17 protein-coding genes are annotated in these 20,566 nt (G+C 68.9%); 4 read left to right on the top strand and 13 right to left on the bottom strand.

Going from position 1 to position 20,566, the window contains the following annotated elements:
• The first annotated feature begins 84 nt into the window (after window positions 1-84).
• Window positions 85-1,911 carry a carbohydrate-binding domain-containing protein gene (locus tag AMK58_RS31235; RefSeq protein ID WP_059398642.1) on the top strand — a complete coding sequence of 609 codons (1,827 nt, stop codon included), beginning with the start codon at window positions 85-87 and terminating at the stop codon, window positions 1,909-1,911.
• A gap of 116 nt (window positions 1,912-2,027) precedes the next feature.
• The gene (locus AMK58_RS03865; RefSeq protein WP_035675425.1) at window positions 2,028-2,591 is read left to right on the top strand and encodes a hypothetical protein; all 564 of its coding nucleotides are present in this window, start codon (window positions 2,028-2,030) and stop codon (window positions 2,589-2,591) included.
• Between the two features lie 93 nt (window positions 2,592-2,684).
• On the opposite strand, the gene AMK58_RS03870 is transcribed toward AMK58_RS03865, so the two are convergent.
• Complete coding sequence (locus tag AMK58_RS03870) at window positions 2,685-3,227, bottom strand: hypothetical protein (RefSeq protein ID WP_035675423.1); 543 nt, start codon at window positions 3,225-3,227, stop codon at window positions 2,685-2,687.
• A gap of 231 nt (window positions 3,228-3,458) precedes the next feature.
• Here AMK58_RS03870 and ligA point away from each other — a divergent pair, with 231 nt between their 5' ends.
• Both ligA and AMK58_RS03880 read left to right on the top strand, forming a co-directional pair.
• Window positions 3,459-5,846, top strand: coding sequence for an NAD-dependent DNA ligase LigA (gene ligA, locus AMK58_RS03875; protein ID WP_035675420.1), 2,388 nt, complete (start codon window positions 3,459-3,461; stop codon window positions 5,844-5,846).
• Window positions 5,847-5,956: 110 nt separating this feature from the next.
• Window positions 5,957-6,355: a bacteriohemerythrin gene (locus AMK58_RS03880; RefSeq protein WP_035675418.1), complete on the top strand. Its 399-nt coding sequence runs from the start codon at window positions 5,957-5,959 to the stop codon at window positions 6,353-6,355.
• A gap of 362 nt (window positions 6,356-6,717) precedes the next feature.
• On the opposite strand, the gene lpxC is transcribed toward AMK58_RS03880, so the two are convergent.
• The 12 genes from lpxC to mraY all read right to left on the bottom strand — a co-directional run bounded on the left by lpxC (window position 6,718) and on the right by mraY (window position 20,564).
• On the bottom strand, window positions 6,718-7,662 hold the full coding sequence (gene lpxC / locus AMK58_RS03885; protein ID WP_051140336.1) for a UDP-3-O-acyl-N-acetylglucosamine deacetylase: 945 nt from the start codon (window positions 7,660-7,662) through the stop codon (window positions 6,718-6,720).
• A 359-nt stretch (window positions 7,663-8,021) separates the two neighbouring features.
• Window positions 8,022-9,788 (bottom strand): cell division protein FtsZ, encoded by a 1,767-nt coding sequence (gene ftsZ / locus AMK58_RS03890; protein WP_059398643.1) that lies wholly within the window; start codon window positions 9,786-9,788, stop codon window positions 8,022-8,024.
• A 142-nt stretch (window positions 9,789-9,930) separates the two neighbouring features.
• Entirely contained in the window at window positions 9,931-11,193 is a 1,263-nt protein-coding gene (gene ftsA, locus AMK58_RS03895; protein ID WP_035675408.1) for a cell division protein FtsA, read from the bottom strand.
• A gap of 82 nt (window positions 11,194-11,275) precedes the next feature.
• A complete protein-coding gene (locus AMK58_RS03900; protein WP_051140335.1) occupies window positions 11,276-12,238 on the bottom strand; it encodes a cell division protein FtsQ/DivIB in 963 nt (320 codons plus the stop codon).
• Entirely contained in the window at window positions 12,223-13,173 is a 951-nt protein-coding gene (locus AMK58_RS03905; protein ID WP_035675402.1) for a D-alanine--D-alanine ligase, read from the bottom strand. The genes AMK58_RS03900 and AMK58_RS03905 overlap by 16 nt, the downstream gene beginning before the upstream one ends.
• Entirely contained in the window at window positions 13,170-14,096 is a 927-nt protein-coding gene (murB, locus tag AMK58_RS03910) for a UDP-N-acetylmuramate dehydrogenase (RefSeq protein WP_035675399.1), read from the bottom strand. The genes AMK58_RS03905 and murB overlap by 4 nt, the downstream gene beginning before the upstream one ends.
• Window positions 14,097-14,109: 13 nt before the next feature.
• Entirely contained in the window at window positions 14,110-15,525 is a 1,416-nt protein-coding gene (murC, locus tag AMK58_RS03915) for a UDP-N-acetylmuramate--L-alanine ligase (protein WP_014241223.1), read from the bottom strand.
• A 7-nt stretch (window positions 15,526-15,532) separates the two neighbouring features.
• Complete coding sequence (locus AMK58_RS03920; protein WP_059398644.1) at window positions 15,533-15,799, bottom strand: hypothetical protein; 267 nt, start codon at window positions 15,797-15,799, stop codon at window positions 15,533-15,535.
• On the bottom strand, window positions 15,796-16,935 hold the full coding sequence (gene murG, locus AMK58_RS03925; protein WP_059398645.1) for an undecaprenyldiphospho-muramoylpentapeptide beta-N-acetylglucosaminyltransferase: 1,140 nt from the start codon (window positions 16,933-16,935) through the stop codon (window positions 15,796-15,798). The genes AMK58_RS03920 and murG overlap by 4 nt, the downstream gene beginning before the upstream one ends.
• Window positions 16,936-16,940: 5 nt before the next feature.
• A complete protein-coding gene (gene ftsW, locus AMK58_RS03930; RefSeq protein ID WP_173400344.1) occupies window positions 16,941-18,062 on the bottom strand; it encodes a putative lipid II flippase FtsW in 1,122 nt (373 codons plus the stop codon).
• The gene (gene murD, locus AMK58_RS03935; RefSeq protein ID WP_035675382.1) at window positions 18,062-19,465 is read right to left on the bottom strand and encodes a UDP-N-acetylmuramoyl-L-alanine--D-glutamate ligase; all 1,404 of its coding nucleotides are present in this window, start codon (window positions 19,463-19,465) and stop codon (window positions 18,062-18,064) included. The genes ftsW and murD overlap by 1 nt, the downstream gene beginning before the upstream one ends.
• A gap of 13 nt (window positions 19,466-19,478) precedes the next feature.
• Window positions 19,479-20,564 carry a phospho-N-acetylmuramoyl-pentapeptide-transferase gene (gene mraY / locus AMK58_RS03940; RefSeq protein WP_035675379.1) on the bottom strand — a complete coding sequence of 362 codons (1,086 nt, stop codon included), beginning with the start codon at window positions 20,562-20,564 and terminating at the stop codon, window positions 19,479-19,481.
• Window positions 20,565-20,566: the final 2 nt, after the last annotated feature.

The raw sequence follows: 20,566 nt of genomic DNA on the forward strand, positions 1-20,566 counted from the left end.
GCGGCCACAGCAAAACACGCATAGTCCACCCTTGCGCGTCCGGAAACGGGCGCTGTTCTCCCAAGAACGAACAAGGTTGGCAAGATGTCGAACAGCTCCGCTTCCGCCGGCAACGTCGTCGTGATCGACAGCGGCCTGTCCTCCGCCTGGAACACGGGCCGGCTGGTCTACCAGCATGACTTCTACGGAAACGACAACGACGTCATGGTCGCCAACGCGAACACGCACGGCGCCCTGGTCACCGCGGAGATCCTGGAGAACGCGCCCGACGTCGGCATCATTGCGCTCAAGGTCATGCCCGACGACGGCAGCGGCGCCAGCGAGGCCAACATCGAAAAGGCCCTGCAATGGGTCGTCGCCAACGCCGACGCGTACAACGTCACGGCCGTGAACCTCTCGCTGGGCGGCGGCGCGCAGACGACCGCGGCGACCACCTCGATCTCCGACGAGCTGGCGGCGCTGGCCGCCAAGCGCGTGCTGACCGTGGCCGCCGCCGGCAACAGCGGCGATGGCGGGGTGACGCAGGGCGTCTCCAGCTACTCGGCCGACGTGAACCAGATCTGCGTCTCGGCCTCGACCGGCGACGGAGCGTTCCCGTCCTGGGCGCAGCGCAGCCCGTCCCTGACCGATGTCTGCGCCGACGGCACCGACGTGCGGATCACCAACCTCTCGGGCGTCACCTACACGGCCAACGGTTCCTCCTTCGCCGCTCCGGCGGTCACCGCGGCGGTGGCGAAGGCGCAGCAGGCGTGGGTGGAGCAGACCGGCACCCGGCTGACCCAGGACGAGTTCCTCAACCTCGCCCGCAGCACCGGCAAGGCCATGGGCACCGCCGGTTACTTCGAACTGGACACCGACGCCCTGCTGGCCAAGATCGCCCAGTCCGCCCCGGTGGCGACGGAGCAGAGCGCCACGACGGTCATCGTCAACGCCTCCGGCGCACCGGCCGGCGGGGTGAACGCCCATTTCAAGCTGCTGGTGGACGGCAAGACGGTGGGGCAGGCCACGGTGGATTCGGCGGCGAAGGATTACAGCTTCACCACGAACCTGACCGCCGAGCAGGCGCACAAGGTGCAGATCCAGTACGATAACGACGGTTTTGTGAACGGCCAGGACCGCAACCTGTTCGTCAACAAGGTGACCATCAACGGCACCGCCCACAGCCCGACCGCGGCCAACGTCACCTACGACAAAGGCGCGCTCGATGGCAAGGACGTGGTCAAGGGCCAGTCGTCCATGTGGTGGGGCGGCACACTGGTGGTCGATGCCCCGGCCAAGGACTTTCCGGCCCAGAATTTTCCGGTTGGGGCGGCGCCCGCCAACACGACGATCACGGTCAACGCCTCCGGCGCCGCGGCGGGTGGGGTGAACGCCCATTTCAACCTGCTGGTGGACGGAAAGGCCATCGGCGGCGCCACGGTCGGCACGGCGGCCAAGGACTTCACCTTCGCCACCAACCTGACCGCCGATCAGGCGCACAAGGTCCAGGTGCAGTATGACAACGACGCCGTGGTGAACGGGCAGGACCGCTCGCTGTTCGTCAACAAGGTCACCATCAACGGCCACGCCGTCGCCCCCACGGCGTCGAACGTCACCTACGACAAGGGTGCGCTGGACGGCAAGGACGTGGTGAAGGGGCAGGCCGGCCTGTGGTGGAACGGCACGCTGGTCGTCGACGCCGACAAGAGCTGGTTTCCCTCCGCGACCGCCACCACGATGGCCGCCACCCAGGTCGGCGACGCCCAGGACGCTGTCTACCAGCATCTGGTGACCCAAGGACTGGAGGCCGCTTCCGCCCACCCGGACCACGCCACGGCCGCGCTGGACCACACGGGCGGAGCCGACCTCTACGGCCACTTCGCCGCCCTCGACCAGCACATTGATCCGTTGCATCATTACGACGCGGCGTAACGGGCGCGCCGGCCTTCACGGCCGGACTGTCCTCCTCGTCCTTCTCAATGTGACCTCCTGCCGGCGCGGGCCGTCCGGTCGCCGGCAGGAATCTTATCGCACATGAGGAGGACCTTATGCCCAAGCAGTATCTCACCGACAGCGCGAATTACATGGACATGGCGTGCCACGTTTTCGCCTTGTCCGGTGATCCGGCCCAGCAAGAAGACGTCAACAACCGATACGCACAATTGGGCAACCTGTTGACGTCCGATTTGCTGGGTGTCCCACCCGTGACCGCCAACAACAACATCGCGCCCGGGCTGCGGGTGGTCACGAACAACGAGATTCGGCAATGCCTACGCGGAGCGGCGGTTCCTCCGTCGCGCAGTCTGCGCCTGCTGTGCCGGGAGTTCGGGCTGGTGCCGACTCCCGGCACGCGCATCAAGCTGTGGGGGCATTTCGAGCCCGGGCAGCGCTTGCCGGAACACATGTATGTGACCACCGCCGATGGCATGATCTACGACACCATGCCCGGTGCGCCGATCCGCCGGGATACGAACAGCAACGGCCAGAATCCGCCGTCCTGGATTTCAGGCCTGCTGGACCCCGGCGTGATCTTCTCCATCGAGGTGGCGGCGTTCGCGCCGCAGACCCAGGCGGTCGTCAACCGGCCGGGCAATCAGTGGACGAACATCTGAGCGGGTGAGCCAAGCGGTCCACCGGTTTGCATCTCCAGACGTTGGGTCTTGGGAAGTGCGGTCCAACGTCTTCGGCACCGGTCGGATGGAGCGTTACGACGCCTTCTTCCACGGTTGCCAGCCACCCAGCCGCAGGCCAACCGCGATCCCCGTGAAGGGAATCCGCAGTTCCAAATCCCGCGGCTGGAAGAAGGTCAGGCGTTCCGGCGTGCCCGTGGCGCCGTATTCCAGGCGGGCGCCCTTCGGCTCCTCGGCGAATTCGTCGCTCATCACCTGCCAGATCTCCAGATCGTCGCCGTGGTTGGAGATCTTGTACTGGCCGCAGCGCCAGACCGGGGCCTCGCCCACGCCGCCCTCGACCACCTTCTTGTCGCCGTCCATCTTGACGTCGCCCACCCCGGCGGCCCGGCCCGACATGGACGGCCCCTGGCTCTCCGCACGGAAACCCAGCCGCAGCCAGGGGGAGGGGGTGCGCGGAATCATGCGGCGCAGCAGGCGCGCGTCCTCCGTCGCGAAATGGTCGGGATCGTCATACAGGATGCGGTCAAGCGCCGCGGCGATGACGAATCGATCGTCGATGGTCAGGCTGCTGGGGGTCAGGTTGCCGGCGGTCGCACGGCTGGTCGGCTCGGTCATACAGCACATCCGTTCACGGGCGCCGGCTCATCATACACGCAACCCTCGCGCCCCCGCACTTTTCTAGGTCTGCTCCATGTCTGCGGTTTCAAGGTTGGTGCGGACGGGGCCGAATGCCAGACCGGCTCAAGGCCGGACTCCACGGCACGCCCCCGCGGCGCTATGCTGCGCCCCCGGCGGCGCCCGTCGATCCAGCGCCGTCCTCATGAGAAGGCACCGAAGAGACCCGCCATGAACGACCTGTTCGACACCCCCGCCGCGCTCCGCAGCATCCCCGTGGAGGAGCTGACGGTGGAGCAGGCGCAGGCGGAACTGGCCGCGCTGGCCCAGGAAATCGCCCACCACGACCGGCTCTACCACCAGCAGGACAAGCCGGAGATTTCCGACGCCGCCTACGACGCGCTGGTCCGCCGCAACAACGGGATCGAGGCGCGCTATCCGGAGCTGCGCCGGGCCAATTCGCCCTCGCTGCGCGTCGGCGCCGCCCCGGCGGCGGCCTTCCGCAAGGTGCGGCACGCGCTGCCCATGCTGTCGCTCGGCAACGCCTTCGAGCCGGAGGAGGCGCACGAGTTCGTCGCCCGCGTCCGCCGCTTCCTCGGCCTGTCCGACGACGCCCCGCTGGAGTTCGTGGCCGAACCGAAGATCGACGGGCTGTCCTGCTCGCTCCGCTACGAAAACGGCCGGCTGGTTCTGGCCGCCACCCGCGGCGACGGGACGGAGGGCGAGGACGTGACCGCCAACGTCCGCACCATCCGCGACGTGCCGCAGACACTGGAGGCGCCCTATCCCGCGGTGCTGGAGGTGCGCGGCGAGGTCTACATGAACCGCGACGACTTCCTGGCGATGAACCGCGCCTACGCGGAGCGGGGGGAGGACCTGTTCGCCAACCCGCGCAACGCCGCCGCCGGGTCGCTGCGCCAGAAGGATTCGACGGTTACCGCGTCGCGCCCGCTCTGCTTCTTCGGCTACGCGCTGGGCGAGCTGTCGGAGCCGATCGCCGACACCCAGTGGGGCATCCGCGAGCGGCTGCGCGGCTGGGGCTTCTCGCTGAACCGCCCGGCCAACCTGTGCGACGGCGCCGAGGCGCTGCTGACCCATTACCGGAAGATCGGCGAGGAGCGCTCGGCGCTGCCCTTCGACATCGACGGCGTGGTCTACAAGGTCAACAGCCTGGAGCTTCAGCAGCGGCTGGGCTTCGTCAGCCGGGCGCCGCGCTGGGCCATCGCCCACAAGTTCCCGGCGGAGCAGGCGCAGACCCGGCTGAAGGGCATCACCATCCAGGTCGGCCGCACCGGCGCCCTGACCCCGGTGGCCGAACTGGAGGACATCACCGTCGGCGGCGTGGTGGTCAGCCGCGCCACCCTGCACAACGAGGACGAGATCGCCCGCAAGGACGTCCGCATCGGCGATCTGGTGACGGTCCAGCGGGCCGGCGACGTGATCCCGCAGATCGTCGGGGTGGTGGAGGGGCAGCGCCCCGACGACGCCGTGCCCTACGTCTTTCCCGACCATTGTCCGGTCTGCGGCAGCCTCGCCGTGCGCGAACCGGACGAGGCGGTGCGCCGCTGCACCGGCGGGCTGATCTGCGCCGCCCAGGCCAAGGAACGGCTGCGCCATTTCGTGTCGCGCAACGCCTTCGACATCGAAGGTCTGGGGGAGAAGACCATCGAGGAGTTCTGGGAGGATGGGCTGATCCGCTCTCCCGTGGACATCTTTACGCTGGAGCGCCGGGTGGCGGCGGGGGAGATCGCCATCCTCGGCCGTCCGGGCTGGAAGGAGAAGTCGGTCGAGAACCTGTTCGCCGCCATCAACCAGCGGCGCGCGCGCATCGACCTGCACCGCTTCATCTTCGCGCTGGGCATCCGCCACATCGGCGAGGTGACCGCCAAGTCGCTGGCCCGCCACTACGGCTCGATCGACGGCTGGCTGGAGGGGATGGAGCGCGCCGTCGCCAACATGCCGGGCGACGCGTGGCGCGACCTGCACGCCCTCAACGGCCTCGGCCCGGTGAAGGCCGACGCTCTGCTCGCCTGGTTCGCCGATCCGGAGAACCTGCCGAAGCTGGACTTCTACGCCGGTCAGGAGGCGCTGCGGCTGGACAGCGTCATCAAGCTGCTTGGCATCAAGAAGGTGGACAGCCGGGCCGCCCAGGCGCTGGCCGAGCGCTACGGCGCCCTGGCGGACTGGAAGACGGCGATGCTCGCCGCCGTCGGCGCGCAGCCCGGTCCCGGCTGGGGTGAACTGGTCGCCATCCCCGACGTCGGCGAGGTCGCCGCGGAGGAACTGGCCGGCTTCTTCCTGGAAGAGCGCAACCGCGCCATCATCCACGACCTGCGCGCCGCCGGCGTGCGGGTGGCCGACGCCGAACGCCCGAAGGCGGCCAGCGGCTCGCCCGTCGCCGGCAAGACGGTGGTCTTCACCGGCACGCTGGAGACCATGACCCGCACCGAAGCCAAGACCCGTGCGGAGTCGCTGGGCGCCAAGGTCGCCGGCTCGGTCTCGGCCAAGACCGATTACGTCATCTGCGGGGCGGACGCGGGCAGCAAGGCCGCCAAGGCGCGCGACCTCGGCGTGACCATCCTCAGCGAGCAGGAGTGGGCGGAGCTGATCGCCGGCTGACCGGCGGTGGAGAGGGAGGGGCGGCGCGGCTGAGTGCCGCGTTGACGCCCCTCGCCGCCGGTTCCATAAAGGGTCGAAGCGCCATAAGAAGAACGAGACGGGGGATCGCCATGGACTCCATTCAATGGTCGCGCTGGATGAGCGTCGGCATCGAAGAACTCGATGAGGATCATCGCGTTCTCGTGGATATCGTCAACAAGCTGGGTGCGGACGAAAACCGCGCCTCTCCTGACGTCATAGAAGCGATCCTCGACGAACTGATCCACTACACCAAGGATCATTTCGCACGCGAAGAAGCACACATGGCCGAGGCCGGCTACCCGACCTTCGCCGCGCACAAGGCCCTGCACGACGCCCTGACGCGCAATGTCGAGTCCTACCGTGAACGCTTCCACGCCCAGCGTGAGACCATCACGGGGGACGAGGTGTTCGAGTTCTGCGCCGACTGGCTCGGCAAGCACATCCTGAAGGAAGACACCCGCTTCGGCGCCTACGCCGCGGATCGGTGAGTCCGCTGACGTGGCCCTTGCCTCTCTGATGAGAGGGAAGGGTGAGGGGGATGCGCGTGGCGCTGCGTTCGGCAAAAGCGCAACCCCCTCACCCCGAATCCTCTCCTCAAAGAGAAGAGGGCATTCGATCGCCTTGCCTCAGCTGGAATCTTAAAAAGACCAAATAAAATATTGATATAATTAAATATTTTATAATTCTTCGTCCTCTTGCGCAAAAGTCATCGCTTTGGCTCAGCGGAAGGGGAGGGGAGTGTGCGTGCGTCTCGCCTCGCGCGAATCCAAGAGGGGAGGGGGGTGCGCAAAACGAAAATGCCCTCCCCGGAAGGGGAGGGCAGGGGAAGCGTGACGCTGTGGAGCGCGTGTCAGGCGACGGCAAGCCGCTCGGTCGCGTGCCAGACGGCGCCCGGCAGCGCCGTGCTCGGCGGGGTTTCGTAGCACCAGGCGCTGGTGTCGGCGAACAGCGCGCGCAGCAGCTGGTTGTTCAGGGCGTGGCCGGACCGGACGCCGTGGAAGTGACCGACGAACATCGCGCCGGCCAGATAGAGGTCGCCGACCGCGTCCAGGATCTTGTGACGCACGAACTCGTCGTCGAAGCGCAGGCCGCCTTCGTTCATCACCTCGTCACCGGAGATGACCACCGCGTTGTCCAGCGAGCCGCCGCGGGCAAGGCCCATCTTGCGCAGCCCCTCGACCTCGTGCAGGAAGCCGAAGGTGCGGGCGGCGCTGATCTCGTCGCGGAAAGTCTCGGCGTCCAGCTCCATCTCATGGCTCTGCTGGGCAATGGCCTTGCTGGCGAAGTCGATCTCGAAGCTGAAGCCCGTCGTGTGGTCCGGCGTGAAGGTGGCGCTCTTGTTGCCCTCGGTCACGGTGACCGGCTTCAAGATGCGGATGGCCCGGCGCGGCGCGTTCTGCGACACGGTGCCGACGCGCTCGATGGCCTCCACGAAGGGGGCGGCGCTGCCGTCCATGATCGGCACCTCGATGTTGTCCAGCGCGACCACGGCGTTGTCCACGCCGCAGCCGGCCAGCGCCGACATCAGATGCTCGATGGTGCCGATGGTGGTGCCGTGGGCGTTGCCGATGACCGTGCACAGCTTGGTATCGACGACATGGTCCCAGCGCGCCGGGATCACCGCGGCGGGGCCGCTGAGATCGGTGCGCCGGAAGACAATGCCGGTGTTCGGCTCGGCCGGGGAAATCGTCAGGGTGACCGTCGCGCCCGTATGCAGCCCGACGCCCGAGCAACGCACCGGCTTCGCCAGGGTACGCTGCAGCATGCCTTCGGTCTTGATGCGATTCTGAGCCACGGTGTCTGTCCCGTTTCAATCTTGGTCTTGTGCGGTCGGTCCGCGATTTGCCGCCGGTTTCCGCCGAGGGCGGGGCGGGTCATCGCTTATGACCGCATATGCTAGGTATCATTGGCCCCTGTGGAGGACAAATCACTCTTTGTTACCGTTTGTTGCAGGGCGGTAGAGCGCCATCGCCGGACGCGAAACCGGCGTCCCCCAGACACGAAAAGACCGCCCCCGGAGCGTTCTTGCGAAGCTCTGGAGGCGGCTGAAGTCTAACAGGTTGTGGATACCCGCCGATGCCGCTTCGAAAGAGGCGGCGGCGACCGGCGGGTTGCTGTTGCCCTCAGATCAATTGGGCCAGCCTCGTTGACGCGTCAGTTGGCCTGACGGCGCAGGAAGGCGGGGATGTCCAGCGCTTCCTCGTCGATCTTTTGCGTGGTGCCGTCGCCCATCACCTGCGGGCGCGGGGCCTGGGCCATCGGCGGCTGCGGGGCGGCCATCGGCGGTTGCGGCATCACCGGCTGCTGGTGCTGCGGCTGGTGGTGCTGGGGCTGATGGTGATGCTGCGGCTGCGGGGCCGGCTGCGGCGCCGGCTCGGCCTTGCGGCCGGCCAGACCGGTGACCAGACCGAACAGGAAGTTCGGCTTGCGGGCCGGCGGCTCCGTCTGGGCGGCGGCGGCGAGCTGGCTCGACATCGGCGGGGCGTTCATCGGCTGGCGCGGGCCAGGATCGGCGGCCTTCGGGGCGATGAAGTGGCCGTCGCGGCGCTCGCTGTGCAGCGGGCCGGTGGCGACGTTGCGGGCCGGAGCGGCTTCCATGGGCTGCATGGCGTCGTGCCCCATCGGCATGTGCGGGTGGGGCGCATGCTGCGGGGCGTGCTGGACCATCGGGTCGATGGGCTGCTGGACCGGAACGTGTTGCTGGACCTCGGCCGGATGGTGCTGGGGCTGGACCTGCGGCTGGACCTGGGGCTGCGGAACGCCGCCCATCGGGCGCGGGGCCAGACCGGCGCCGGGGATCGCCGGGGCAACCGAGCCGGAGGCGAGCGGCGCCGGGGCGGCCTGCGTCAGGCCGGCCGCGCCGGCGGGCTTCTTGGCGAGGCCGCCATTGCCGCCGTTGCGGTCGGAGACCAGCGACAGGTTGACCGGATGCAGGGTGCGCGGGTTGGACATCGCCGCGGCGTCAATGCCGGTGGCGACCACCGACACGCGCATCACGCCGTCCAGCGAGCTGTCGAAGGTCGAACCGAAGATGATGTTGGCGTCCGGGTCGACCTCGTCGCGGACGCGGTTCGCCGCCTCGTCCACCTCGAACAGGGTCATGTCGTAGCCGCCGGTGATGTTGATGAGGACGCCGCGGGCACCCTTCATCGACACGTCGTCGAGCAGCGGGTTGGAGATGGCGGCCTCGGCGGCCTCGATGGCGCGGCGTTCGCCGCCGGCCTCGCCGGTGCCCATCATCGCCTTGCCCATCTCGGTCATCACCGAGCGGATGTCGGCGAAGTCCAGGTTGATGAGGCCGGGCATCACCATCAGGTCGGTCACGCCGCGCACGCCGGAATGCAGAACGTCGTCGGCCATCTTGAAGGCGTCCGCGAAGGTCGTCTTCTCGTTGGCGATGCGGAACAGGTTCTGGTTCGGGATGATGATCAGCGTGTCAACATACTGCTGCAGCTCGGCGATGCCGGATTCGGCCAGCCGCATGCGGTGCGCGCCCTCGAAGTGGAAGGGCTTGGTCACCACGCCGACGGTCAGCAGGCCGCGCTCGCGGGCGGCGCGGGCGATGACCGGGGCCGCACCCGTGCCGGTGCCGCCGCCCATGCCGGCGGTGATGAACACCATGTTGGCGCCTTCGAGGTGACCGATGATCTCCTCGAGCTGCTCCTCGGCGGAGGCCCGGCCGACGTCCGGCTTGGAGCCGGCGCCCAGGCCGCGCGTCATGGTGGTGCCGAGCTGGACGCGCTTCTCGCAGAGCGAGCCCTTCAGGGCCTGCGCGTCGGTGTTGCCGACCACGAAGTCCACGCCTTCGAGGTTGGACTTGATCATGTTGTTCACGGCGTTGCCGCCGGCGCCGCCGACACCGAAGACGGTGATGCGGGGCTTCAGCTCGGGTTCGATGCTGGGGATGGTCACGTTGATCATGTTATGGCCTCCACAACCTTTTGATTGGTTCGATGCTTTGCGTCGCGGGTTCTTTGCCCGGTTGGGTCCGGGTGGTGTTTTTAGGCAGGAATGGCGTGGTGCGGCAGGAGCCTTTTTAGGGCCGGGAACCATGTCCGGTGGGTCATAGGTTCTCCCGCAGCCACAGGCCGACGCGCCCGAAGAACCCCGTGCCGGCGCCAGCCTCATGGCCCGCCACGGGAAGTTCCGCCGGATTGCGCACGGCGTGGAGAAGGAGGCCCGCGGCGGTCGAGTAGGACGGACCGCCTTGCGCCTCGTTCAGACCGGTGATCCGCGTCGGTCGCCCGATGCGGACCTGTTTGTCCAGGATCAGCTGCGCCAACTCGCGCATGCCCGGAAGCTGGCTGGCGCCGCCCGTCAGGACGACGCGCCGGCCGACCAGCTTCGCGTAGCCGGAATGCTCCAGCCGCGAGCGGACATGCTCGAAGATTTCCTCCAGCCGCGGCTGGATGATGCGCACCAGATAGGATTTCGGCAGGTTGTTGGCGCCGAGGCGCTCCTCCTCGCCGACCTGGGGAACGTCGATCATCTCGCGCTCGTCGGCGGGGCTGTTGATGGCGCTGCCGTGCAGCGTCTTCATGCGCTCCGCATGGACGACCGGCGTGGTCAGCCCGCGCGCGATGTCGTTGGTGACGTGGTTGCCGCCCAGACGGATGCAGTCCGACCAGACCAGCGTGCCTTCGGAGAAGACGGAGATTGTCGTGGTGCCGCCGCCCATGTCGATGCAGGCGGAGCCCATCTCCATCTCGTCGTCGACCAGACAGGCGAGGCCGGATGCGTAGGGGCTGGCGACCAGACCCTCGATGTCGAGGTGGCAGCGGGCCACGCAGGTCTGCAGGTTGCGCACGGCCCCGGCGGGCGAGGTGATGACGTGGGCCTGGACGCCCAGCCGCTCGCCGTACATGCCCTTGGGATCGCGGATGCCGCGGCTGCCGTCGAGCGCGAAGCCCACGGGGATCGCGTGGACCAGCGCCTGGTCCGGGCCGACCTGCAGGCTGCGGGCGTGGGCGAGCGCGCGGCGGACGTCGCTCTCCGTCACCTCCTGGCCGGAGACGGGAACCTCGGCGTTGAAGCCGTGGGAGATCGGGGAGGACACATTGACGATCACGTCGCGGATCGTCTCGTTGGCCATCTGCTCCGCGGCGTGGACGGCGGCGCCGATGGACGTCTCCGCCGCTTCCATGTCGATGATGGCGCCGGCGCGCACGCCCGTGGCGATCTGGTGGCCGATCCCCACGATGCGCACGCCTCCCGCATCCTCGACGCGGGCGATGAGGCAGCACACCTTGGTCGAGCCGACGTCCAGCGCGGCGATGATCCCGCCGCGCGTGGCTCGTTTTGGCTTTTTCGCCCCGTTGAAGCCCATGTTCAGCACAACCCTATGGCCTCGATGCGTCCGGTCGTTCGCGTTTCAGAAAGAGGGGTTCAGAAAGAGGGGAGGCGGAGGATCACGTCTTCTTGCCCGGCTTCTTCTTGTTCTCTTCCTCCGTCCAGGGCAGGACGGCGGTGGCGGAGGTTTGCAGCACGGCGCGGTCGTTCTGGCGCAGGTCGATGGCCACGATGTCGCGGTCCAGCACCTGTCCCGTCGCGTCCATCTCCGCCAGCTGGCGCAACGCGGATTGCATGCGGGCCTCCGGCAGTTTCACCACGACACCGTTCTTCAGCTTGAGATCCCAGCGACGGTCGCCGACCCAGGAGGCGGCGCTCACCTTTTCGCGCAGAGCCGGCACGTTGTCGAGGGCCGCGAGCAGCTTCGGCACCTGCATCGGCGCGTTGGCGCCAACGACCTGCGGCAGCGTCTCGATCCGGCGGTTGCCGCGCCGCGCCAGCTCGGTTGCGTCGGCCAGCGGGCGGCCTTCGCGGTCGATGACGGTGAACTTGCGGTCGTGCTGCCAGATCGCCATCGGCTGCCGTTCGGTCAGGCGGACGAACAGGATGTCGGGCAGGTGGCGCTCGATGGAGGCCGAGGCCACCCAGGGCAGGCTTTCCAGCTTCTCCTTGGCGTCGGACAGCGTGACGGCGAGGATCGGGTCGCCGCGCTGCACGCCCAGCACGCGCAGGATGGAGGCCGGGTCGGTCTCGGTCCGGCCCTCGACCAACACATCGGCGATGGCGAAGCCGGCGGACGCACTGGTCTGGATCAGGCTTTCCTGCAGCGCCGCGGTGGTTTCGGCGATGGTGCCGCGCTGCCACGCCGACGCTGCCATGCCGGCGACGACCAGGACCGGCGTCAGCAGGATGGCCGCCTTGACCGCGGGGCGGGTCCAGCGCGGCCAGGCGCGGCGGCGGTTGCCTTTCTGGGCCGACTTCGCCATCGCGCGCGGCGGAACGGGCCTATCGTCGCGGCCCCGGTTCGCAGAGCCCCCGAAACCGGGGCGGAACTGCGGATCGATGCTCAGTCGAGTTGACATGCGGCGTTCTCCACCATCCAAGCGACGAGAGCCCCGTAGGTGAGCCCCACGGATGCGGCCTGTTCGGGAACCAGCGACAGCGGCGTCATGCCCGGCTGGTTGTTGATTTCCAGGAAAAAGAGTCCGTCGGTCCCACTTTTACGATCATCCCAGCGGAAGTCGCTGCGCGAAACGCCGCGGCACCCCAGGGTCCGATGGGCCAGGACCGCCAACCTCTTGGCTTCTTCCGCGACATGCTCGGGAATCTGCGCGGGCACAGTATGAACGGCATGACCGGCGCTGTATTTAGCCGTGTAGTCATACACCTGTGCTTCAAAGCGGATCTCCGTCACGGTCAGGGGGCGGCATTCGCCGTCCAGCCCGCCCATGACGCCCACGGTCAGCTCGCGGCCCGGGATGAACTCCTCGACCAGGGCGCGCTCGCCGAAGGTCCAGGCGTCGCCGACCGGGCTGTTCTGCCCCTCGCGCACCAGCGTGACCCCGACGGTCGAGCCTTCGTCCACCGGCTTGACGATGTAGGGGGCGGGCATCGGGTGGGCGCCGCCGGTCAGCTCGCCCTTGGTCAGGACGAGGCCCTTGGGCGAGCGCACGCCGACCGGGGCGAGCAGCGCCTTGGTCATCGCCTTGTCCATGGCGACCGCGGCGGCGCGCACGCCGGAATGGGTGTAGGGGATGCCGAGGAATTCCAGCACGCCCTGGATCGTCCCGTCCTCGCCGCCGCGCCCGTGCAGGGCGTTGAACACCGCGTCGGGACGCGGGTCGGTCAGCGCGCGCAGCAACCCCTCCAGGTCGCGCTGCACGTCCACCGCGGTGACGCGGTAGCCTTCCTCCTCCAGCGCCTTGGCGACGCCGGCGCCGCTGACCAGCGACACCTCGCGCTCCGCCGACCAGCCGCCCATCAGGACGGCGACATGCTTCTTGTGGGGGGTGGTCATGCGGACGCTCCTTCGCGGGCCACGCCGACCCGCTTGATTTCCCACTCCAGCGTGACGCCGGAGGTCTCGAACACCCGGCGCCGGACTTCCTCGCCCAGCGCCTCCAGCTCCGCCGCGGTGGCGGTGCCCTGGTTGATGAGGAAGTTGCAGTGCTTCTCCGACACCTGCGCGCCGCCGATGGTCAGCCCGCGGCAGCCGGCCTTGTCGATCAGCTCCCACGCCTTGTGGCCGGGCGGGTTCTTGAAGGTCGAGCCGCCGGTGCGCGAGCGGACCGGCTGGGTGTCGGCGCGCTTGCCGGAAATCTCCGCCATGCGCTGGGCGATCTCCGCCGGGTCGCCAGCCGCGCCGCGCAGGGTGGCGCCGGTGAAGATCACGTCCTCCGGCACCCCGGCGTGGCGGTAGGTGAAGCCCATGCCGGCGTTGTCGTAGGACACGCGCTCGCCCCGGCGGGTCACGCCCTGGGCGGAGACCAGCACGTCCTTGATCTCATGGCCGTAGGCGCCGCCGTTCATGCGCAGCGCGCCGCCGATGGTGCCGGGGATGCCCGACAGGAACTCCAGCCCGGCGACACCGGCATCGCGCGCCACGGCGGCGACGTTCAGGTCGAGCGCCGCGGCGCCGGCCTCCAGAGTCAGCCCGTCCGCCGCGATGCCGGCGAAGCCGCGGCCCAGCCGGATCACCACGCCGGGGATGCCGCCGTCGCGGATCAGCAGGTTGGACGCGACGCCCAGCACCGTCACCGGCACATCGTCCGGCAGTCCGGCCAGGAAGCCCGCCAGATCGTCGGCGTCCTCCGGCCGGAACATGACCTCTGCCGGACCGCCGACGCGGAACCACGTCACGTTGGCCAGCGGTGCCGCGGCGGTCAGCCGTCCGCGGCAGGCGGGCATCCGGTCGATGAGGGAGACGGTGGTGGTTGTCATCGGAGAAAACCCGTCACGCCTTGCCCGACAGCTTGTCCAGCTCGCCCGGCAGGGCGTTGGCCCACTGGGTGATGTTGCCGGCGCCCAGGCAGACCACGAGGTCGCCGGACCGCGCGATCTCGCGGACCAGCTGCGGCAGCTCGTCCGGGCCGTGCAGGGCGAGCACCTGACGGTGGCCGTGCATGCGCAGGCCCTCGACGAGGCTGTCGCGGTTGACGTTCTCGATCGGCTGCTCCCCGGCGGCGTAGACGTCCGCCACGATCACCGCGTCGGCGTCGTTGAAGCAGGTGCAGAACTCCTCGAACAGGTTGGCGAGGCGCGAATAGCGGTGCGGCTGGACGACGGCGATGGTGCGGCCGGTGCCGGCGGTGCGCGCGGCCTTCAGCACGGCGGCGATCTCCACCGGGTGGTGGCCGTAATCGTCGATGACGGTGATGCCGTTCGACTCGCCGGTCTTGGTGAAGCGGCGCTTGACGCCCTGGAACTTCGCCATGCTGTCGCGCATCACCACGTCGGGCAGGCCCATCTCGTTGCCCACCGCGAAGCAGGCCAGCGAGTTCTGGACGTTGTGCGGCCCGTACATCGGCAGGCGGACGCCGATGATCGTCCGGCTCTCCCCGGTGTGGCGGTCGTCGATCACCACGTCGTACTCGGCGCCCTCGGTGCCCAGCCGCATGTTCACGGCGCGCACGTCGGCCTGCGGGCTGAAGCCGTAGGTGATGATGCGGCGGTCCGACACGCGCGGGATCATCGCCTGCACCTCCGGATGGTCGATGCAGAGCGCGGCGAAGCCGTAGAAGGGAATGTTCTGGACGAAGCTGTCGAAGGCGGCCCGCATGTTGTCGAAGGTGCCGTAATAGTCCAGATGCTCCGGGTCCATGTTGGTGACCACGGCGATGCAGGCCGGCAGCTTGATGAAGGTGCCGTCGCTCTCGTCCGCCTCGACGACCATCCAGTCGCCCGAGCCCAGCCGCGTGTTGGTGCCGTAGGCGTTGATGATGCCGCCGTTGATCACCGTGGGGTCGAGGTTGGCGTGCTCCAGCATGTTGCCGACCATCGAGGTCGTCGTGGTCTTGCCGTGGGTGCCGCCGATGGCGATGGCCCATTTCAGACGCATCAGCTCGCCCAGCATCTCGGCGCGGCGGACGACCGGGACCAGGGCGGCGCGGGCGGCGACGACCTCCGGGTTGTCGCGCTTGACGGCGGAGGAGACGACGACGACCGCGGCCCCGGCGATGTTCTCCGCGCGGTGGCCGATGCTGATCTGGATGCCCAGCCCGCGCAGGCGCTTGACGTTGGCGCTCTCCGCCAGGTCGGAGCCCTGGACGGTGTAGCCGAGGTTGCGCAGCACTTCGGCGATGCCGCTCATGCCGATGCCGCCGATGCCGACGAAATGGATGGTGCCGATCGAGAGGGGGAGGGCGCGCATGTCTGGATTACTTTCCGCGGCGGAGCATCAGGCTGAGGGTGGCATCCACGGCCATGTCGGACAGGCCGTAGGGAAGGGGCTGGGAACCGATCGTGACGTGCAGGCGGTCGCGCAGGAAACCGGCGCCGGCGCGCGGCAGCAGCGGGCATTCCGGCCGGTTGCTCCAGGCGCCTTCGGTCCGCGTCATGTCCGCCGGCCAGTCGCCCAGGGGCCGGGACGAGGGGGGCCGGGACGAGCGGGGGCGTGCGATGGTGCTGCGCGTTGCCTTGATCATTCCGCGGCTTCCTTGGTTCGGGCGTGGTTCGGGTTGGCGATCATGTCGAGCACGGCGTCGGCCAGCCGGCGCGCGGCGTCGGCCATGCCCCAGCCGTGGGCGGCCTGCGCCGCTGCGGTCAGGGCGTCCGGCGACTCCAGCAGCTCCGTCAGGCGGGCGGCGAGCGCGTCGGCGGTGAAGTCCGGCTGCGCCATCACCCAGGCGGCCCCGGCGGCGGCGAGCTGCCGCGCGTTGGCCGTCTGGTGGTCGTCCATGGCATGGGGATATGGCACAAGGATGGCGGGGCGCCCGATGCAGGTCAGTTCGGCGATGGTCGAGGCGCCGGCCCGCGTGATGGCGAGATGGCAGGCGGCCAGCCGGTCCGGCACGTCGCGGAAGAAGCTCTCCAGCTCCAGCCCGCCGAGGCCCATGCCGGCGTAAGCGGCGCGGGCGGCCTCCAGATCCTCGGGCCGGCACTGCTGCGCCAGATGGATGCGAGCGCGGAGATCGGCGGGCAGCCGGCCCAGCGCCTCGGGAATGACTTCGGAGAAGACGCGCGCGCCCTGGCTGCCGCCCATCACCAGGATGCGGACGGGGCCGCCGGGGGCGGGAACGGCGTAGGCGGCGTCGCGCTGGGCGGCGACGGCGGGGCGGACCGGGTTGCCGGTGCGGACGAGGCGCGGGCGGTGCTCCGCCTTCACCGCGGCGACCTCGGGGAAGGCGACGGCGATGCGGCGTGCGGCGGCGGCGAGCATCCGGTTGGCGCGGCCCAGCACGGCGTTCTGCTCGTGCAGCATCACCGGCACGCGGCCTTGCGCGGCGGCGTAGACCGTGGGGACGGAGGGGTAGCCGCCGAAGCCGACGACCGCCGCCGGCTTCAGGTGGCGCATCAGCGCGTTGGCGCCGAGCAGGCCGAGGCCCATCTGCCACGCCGCGTTCATCTTGGCCAGCAGGTTGCCGCCGGGGGCGGCGGAGCGGATGCGGTGGACCGTCACCTCCGGCAGGCTGTCGCCGAAGGCTTGGCCGCGCTTGTCGGTGACCAGCGCCACCGCCTCGCCGCGGGCCAGCAGCTCGCGCGCCAGCGCTTCCGCCGGGAAGAAGTGCCCGCCGGTGCCGCCGGCGGCGAGGATGATGGGACGTTGTGTGGTGTCGGCCATGCGCGTCACTCCGCCGGGCCGAAGCGCTTGCGGGTCAGCGCCAGCACCATGCCCATGCCGAAGCCCAGCGCCAGCAGCGAGGAGCCGCCATAGGAGATGAAGGGCAGCGTCATGCCCTTGGTCGGCATCAGATGCAGGGCGGAGCCCATGTTGATCGCCGCCTGCAGGCCGAACTGGATCAGCAGGCCGCTCGCCGCCAGCAGCACGAAGTAGTTGGTGTCGTTGAACACCCGCGCGAAGCCGCGCAGCACGATGAAGGCGAACAGGATGATGATGATCAGGCAGAAGATCAGCCCCATCTCCTCGCCGGCGACGGCGAAGATGAAGTCGGCGTGGCTGTCCGGCAGCGAATACTTCACCGTTCCCTGGCCGGGGCCGGTGCCCATCAGCCCGCCGTTGGCGAAGGCCTCCAGCGAACGGCTGACCTGATAAGTGTCGCCGCTCGACGGGTCGAGGAAGCGGTTGATGCGGCTGTGGACGTGCGGCAGCGTGAAATAGGCGCCGACGAGGCCGGCGACGCCCAGCACGCCCAGGCCGCCGACCAGCATGATGTTCAGCCCGGCCAGGAAGAACTGCGAGAACCACACCGCCGACACCACCACCGTCATGCCCAGGTCGGGCTGAAGCAGCAGGCCGCCGACGGTGAGGCCGTAGAGCAGGATCGACAGGATCGTGCCGGGAAAGCCGGGGTTGGTGCGCGACAGCGAGAACAGCCACGCTCCGACCACCGCGAAGGCCGGCTTCACGAACTCCGACGGCTGGATCGACAGGCCGGGGATGTGGATCCAGCGCCGCGCGCCCTTGATCTCGACGCCGACGACCAGCGTCGCATAGACCAGCGCCACCGAAATCAGGAAGACCGCCAGCGCCGCCCGCCGCACGCCGCGCGGGCTGAGCAGCGAGACGCCGCACATGATGGCGACGCTGGGGATCAGCATCATCAGGTGGCGTTCGACGAAGTAGAAGGTGTCCTGGATGCCGATGCGCTCCGCCACCGGCGGGCTGGCCGCGGTGATCAGGACCGTGCCGAGCGCCATCAGCACCGCCAGCGCGGCGAGCTGCCAGCGGTCGACCGTCCACCACCAGCGGCCGAAGATGGATTGATCGGTGCGGTCGAAGGTCATCATCAGGCGCGGTCCCCCGGAACGGCGTTGCCTTCGAGGCGGTTCACGGCGTCGGCGAAGGCCTCACCGCGCTTCTCGAAATTCGCGAACTGGTCCCAGGAGGCGCAGGCCGGCGACAGCAGCACGCAGGCGCCGGGCAGAGCCTCGGCCAGCGCCAGCTCCGCCGCGGCGTTGACCGCCACGTCCAGCGTGCCGCAGCGGGTGTGCGGAACCTTGTTGGCCTCCAGCCACACGGCGAAGCGGTCCGACGCCTCGCCGATTAGGAAGGCGTGGCGGACGCGTGACGCATAGGCCTCCAGCCCGTCCAGCCCGGTCTCCTTCGCCTGACCACCGAGGATCCAGTAGATCGGGTCGAAGGTCGCCAGCGCCTTCTCCGTGGCGTCGGCGTTGGTCGCCTTGCTGTCGTTGACGAAGCGCACGCCGTCGATGGTGCGGACGAGCTGCTGGCGGTGGGCCAGACCGGGGAAGGTGGTCATGGCGGCGACAATGGCCGGGGTCGGCACGCCCGCCGCCTTGCAGGCGGCATAAGCCGCGGCGGCGTTCTGCCAGTTGTGCGTGCCGAGCAGCGCCGGGAAGGCGGCCAGCTCGGCCACGCGCTCCGCGACGCCGAAGGTGTCGTCGACCAGCCAGCCGTCCGCGGCGTAGACGCCGCCGGCCACCGGACCCAGGGCGGAAACCGGCCAGATCACTTGGTCGCTCTTGGCCTTCAGCTCCTCCCAGATCGCCCGGCAGGTCGGGTCGTCCACGCCGATCACCGCGGTGCGCGGCCTGGTCTGGCGGTGGAAGATCAGTTTCTTGGCCGCGACGTAGCCGTCCATGCCGCCGTGGCGGGCCAGATGGTCCGGCGTGATGTTCAGCAGCACCGCCACGTCGAAGGTGATCGAGTAGGTCAGCTCAAGCTGATAGCTCGACATCTCCAGCACGTAGCTGCCGCCGGCCCCGACGGAGGGGAAGGTCAGCGCCGGGGTGCCCAGGTTGCCGCCGACCGCGATGCGCCTCCCGGCGGCCTCCATCACATGGCCGATCAGGGTCGTGGTGGTCGACTTCCCGTTGGTGCCGGTGATGCCGATGTAGGCCGAATCGCGCTCCGACCGGGCCAGCAGCTCGATGTCGCAGACCAGCTCGATGTTCGCGGCGCGGGCGCGCAGGGCGACCGGATGCGGCTTCGGGTGGGTGTGCGGGATGCCCGGCGACCAGACGATGGTGGTCAGCTCGGTCAGGTCCGCCGTGGTCAGGTCGACGACCTTGTAGCCCTTGCTCAGCGCGTCCGCGCGGCTGGACTCGTTGTCGTCCCACACCCACACCTCGGCGCCGCTTTGGGTCAGCGCCTCCGCCGTGGCGAGGCCCGACTTGCCAAGCCCCATGACCGCCACCGGCAGTCCTTCCATGTAGAACAGGTTGATCATCGGGCGGCGACCCTCAGCGGAGCTTCAGCGTGGACAGGCCGACGAGGGCCAGGATGGAGGCGATGATCCAGAAACGGATGACCACGGTGGACTCCGCCCATCCCTTCTTCTCGAAGTGATGGTGCAGGGGCGCCATGCGGAACACGCGCTTTCCGGTCAGCTTGAACGAGGCGACCTGGACGATCACCGACACGGTCTCCAGCACGAACAGGCCGCCGATGATCGCCAGCACGATCTCGTGCTTGGTGACCACGCTGACGGCTCCCAGCGCGCCGCCGAGGGCCAGCGAGCCGGTGTCGCCCATGAAGACCATGGCGGGGGGCGCGTTGTACCAGAGGAATCCGATCCCCGCACCGACCAGAGCCCCGCAGAAAACGGCAAGCTCACCAGCACCGGGCACATGGTGGATCTGGAGATAGTTGGCGAAGATCGCGTTGCCGGTCAGGTAGGCGATCAGGCCGAAGCAGCCCGCCGCGATCATCGTCGGCACGATGGCCAGCCCATCCAGCCCGTCGGTCAGGTTCACCGCGTTCGAGGCGCCGACCATGACGAAGGCGCCCACGGGGATGAAGAACCAGGAGAGCTGGATCAGGAAGTCCTTCACGAAGGGCACGGCCAGACCGCCGGACAGCGGCGGCGCCGACACATACATGATGGCGGCGGCGGCGGAGACCCCGATGATGATCTCCCAGGTCAGGCGGAAGCGGCCCGACAGGCCCTTGGTGTTGCGCTTGGTCAGCTTCAGGTAGTCGTCGCCGAAGCCGATCAGCCCGTAGCCGATCGTCACCAGCAGCACGATCCAGGTGTAGGCGTTGGTCAGGTCGACCCACAGCAGCGTGCTGATCGACACGGCGATCAGGATCATCAGGCCGCCCATGGTGGGCGTGCCCTTCTTCTTCGCATGGCTTTCCGGCCCGTCGGAGCGGATCGGCTGGCCCTCGCCCTGCTTGCGTTTCAGCCACGCGATCAGGCGCGGAAAGAACACGAAGCTGATGACGAGCGCCGTCAGCACCGCGCCTCCCGTCCGGAAGGTCAGATACCGGAACAGGTTGAACGGCGTGAAGACGTCCGCCAGAGGGAAGAGCAGGTTGTAGAGCATCG

Origin of the sequence: Azospirillum brasilense (genome assembly GCF_001315015.1) — a bacterium.
GTDB classification, from domain to species: domain Bacteria; phylum Pseudomonadota; class Alphaproteobacteria; order Azospirillales; family Azospirillaceae; genus Azospirillum; species Azospirillum brasilense.

Bases quoted from the DNA above. Each gene is read 5' to 3' on its own strand.
- AMK58_RS03880 (WP_035675418.1), top strand. From the start codon at position 5,957: ATGGACTCCATTCAATGGTCGCGCTGGATGAGCGTCGGCATCGAAGAA.
- ligA (WP_035675420.1), top strand. From the start codon at position 3,459: ATGAACGACCTGTTCGACACCCCCGCCGCGCTCCGCAGCATCCCCGTG.
- ftsZ (WP_059398643.1), bottom strand. From the start codon at position 9,788: ATGATCAACGTGACCATCCCCAGCATCGAACCCGAGCTGAAGCCCCGC.
- murG (WP_059398645.1), bottom strand. From the start codon at position 16,935: ATGGCCGACACCACACAACGTCCCATCATCCTCGCCGCCGGCGGCACC.
- AMK58_RS03865 (WP_035675425.1), top strand. From the start codon at position 2,028: ATGCCCAAGCAGTATCTCACCGACAGCGCGAATTACATGGACATGGCG.
- mraY (WP_035675379.1), bottom strand. From the start codon at position 20,564: ATGCTCTACAACCTGCTCTTCCCTCTGGCGGACGTCTTCACGCCGTTC.
- AMK58_RS03900 (WP_051140335.1), bottom strand. From the start codon at position 12,238: ATGTCAACTCGACTGAGCATCGATCCGCAGTTCCGCCCCGGTTTCGGG.
- AMK58_RS31235 (WP_059398642.1), top strand. From the start codon at position 85: ATGTCGAACAGCTCCGCTTCCGCCGGCAACGTCGTCGTGATCGACAGC.
- ftsW (WP_173400344.1), bottom strand. From the start codon at position 18,062: ATGATGACCTTCGACCGCACCGATCAATCCATCTTCGGCCGCTGGTGG.
- ftsA (WP_035675408.1), bottom strand. From the start codon at position 11,193: ATGGGCTTCAACGGGGCGAAAAAGCCAAAACGAGCCACGCGCGGCGGG.
- AMK58_RS03905 (WP_035675402.1), bottom strand. From the start codon at position 13,173: ATGACCACCCCCCACAAGAAGCATGTCGCCGTCCTGATGGGCGGCTGG.
- murD (WP_035675382.1), bottom strand. From the start codon at position 19,465: ATGATCAACCTGTTCTACATGGAAGGACTGCCGGTGGCGGTCATGGGG.
- AMK58_RS03870 (WP_035675423.1), bottom strand. From the start codon at position 3,227: ATGACCGAGCCGACCAGCCGTGCGACCGCCGGCAACCTGACCCCCAGC.
- murC (WP_014241223.1), bottom strand. From the start codon at position 15,525: ATGCGCGCCCTCCCCCTCTCGATCGGCACCATCCATTTCGTCGGCATC.
- AMK58_RS03920 (WP_059398644.1), bottom strand. From the start codon at position 15,799: ATGATCAAGGCAACGCGCAGCACCATCGCACGCCCCCGCTCGTCCCGG.
- murB (WP_035675399.1), bottom strand. From the start codon at position 14,096: ATGACAACCACCACCGTCTCCCTCATCGACCGGATGCCCGCCTGCCGC.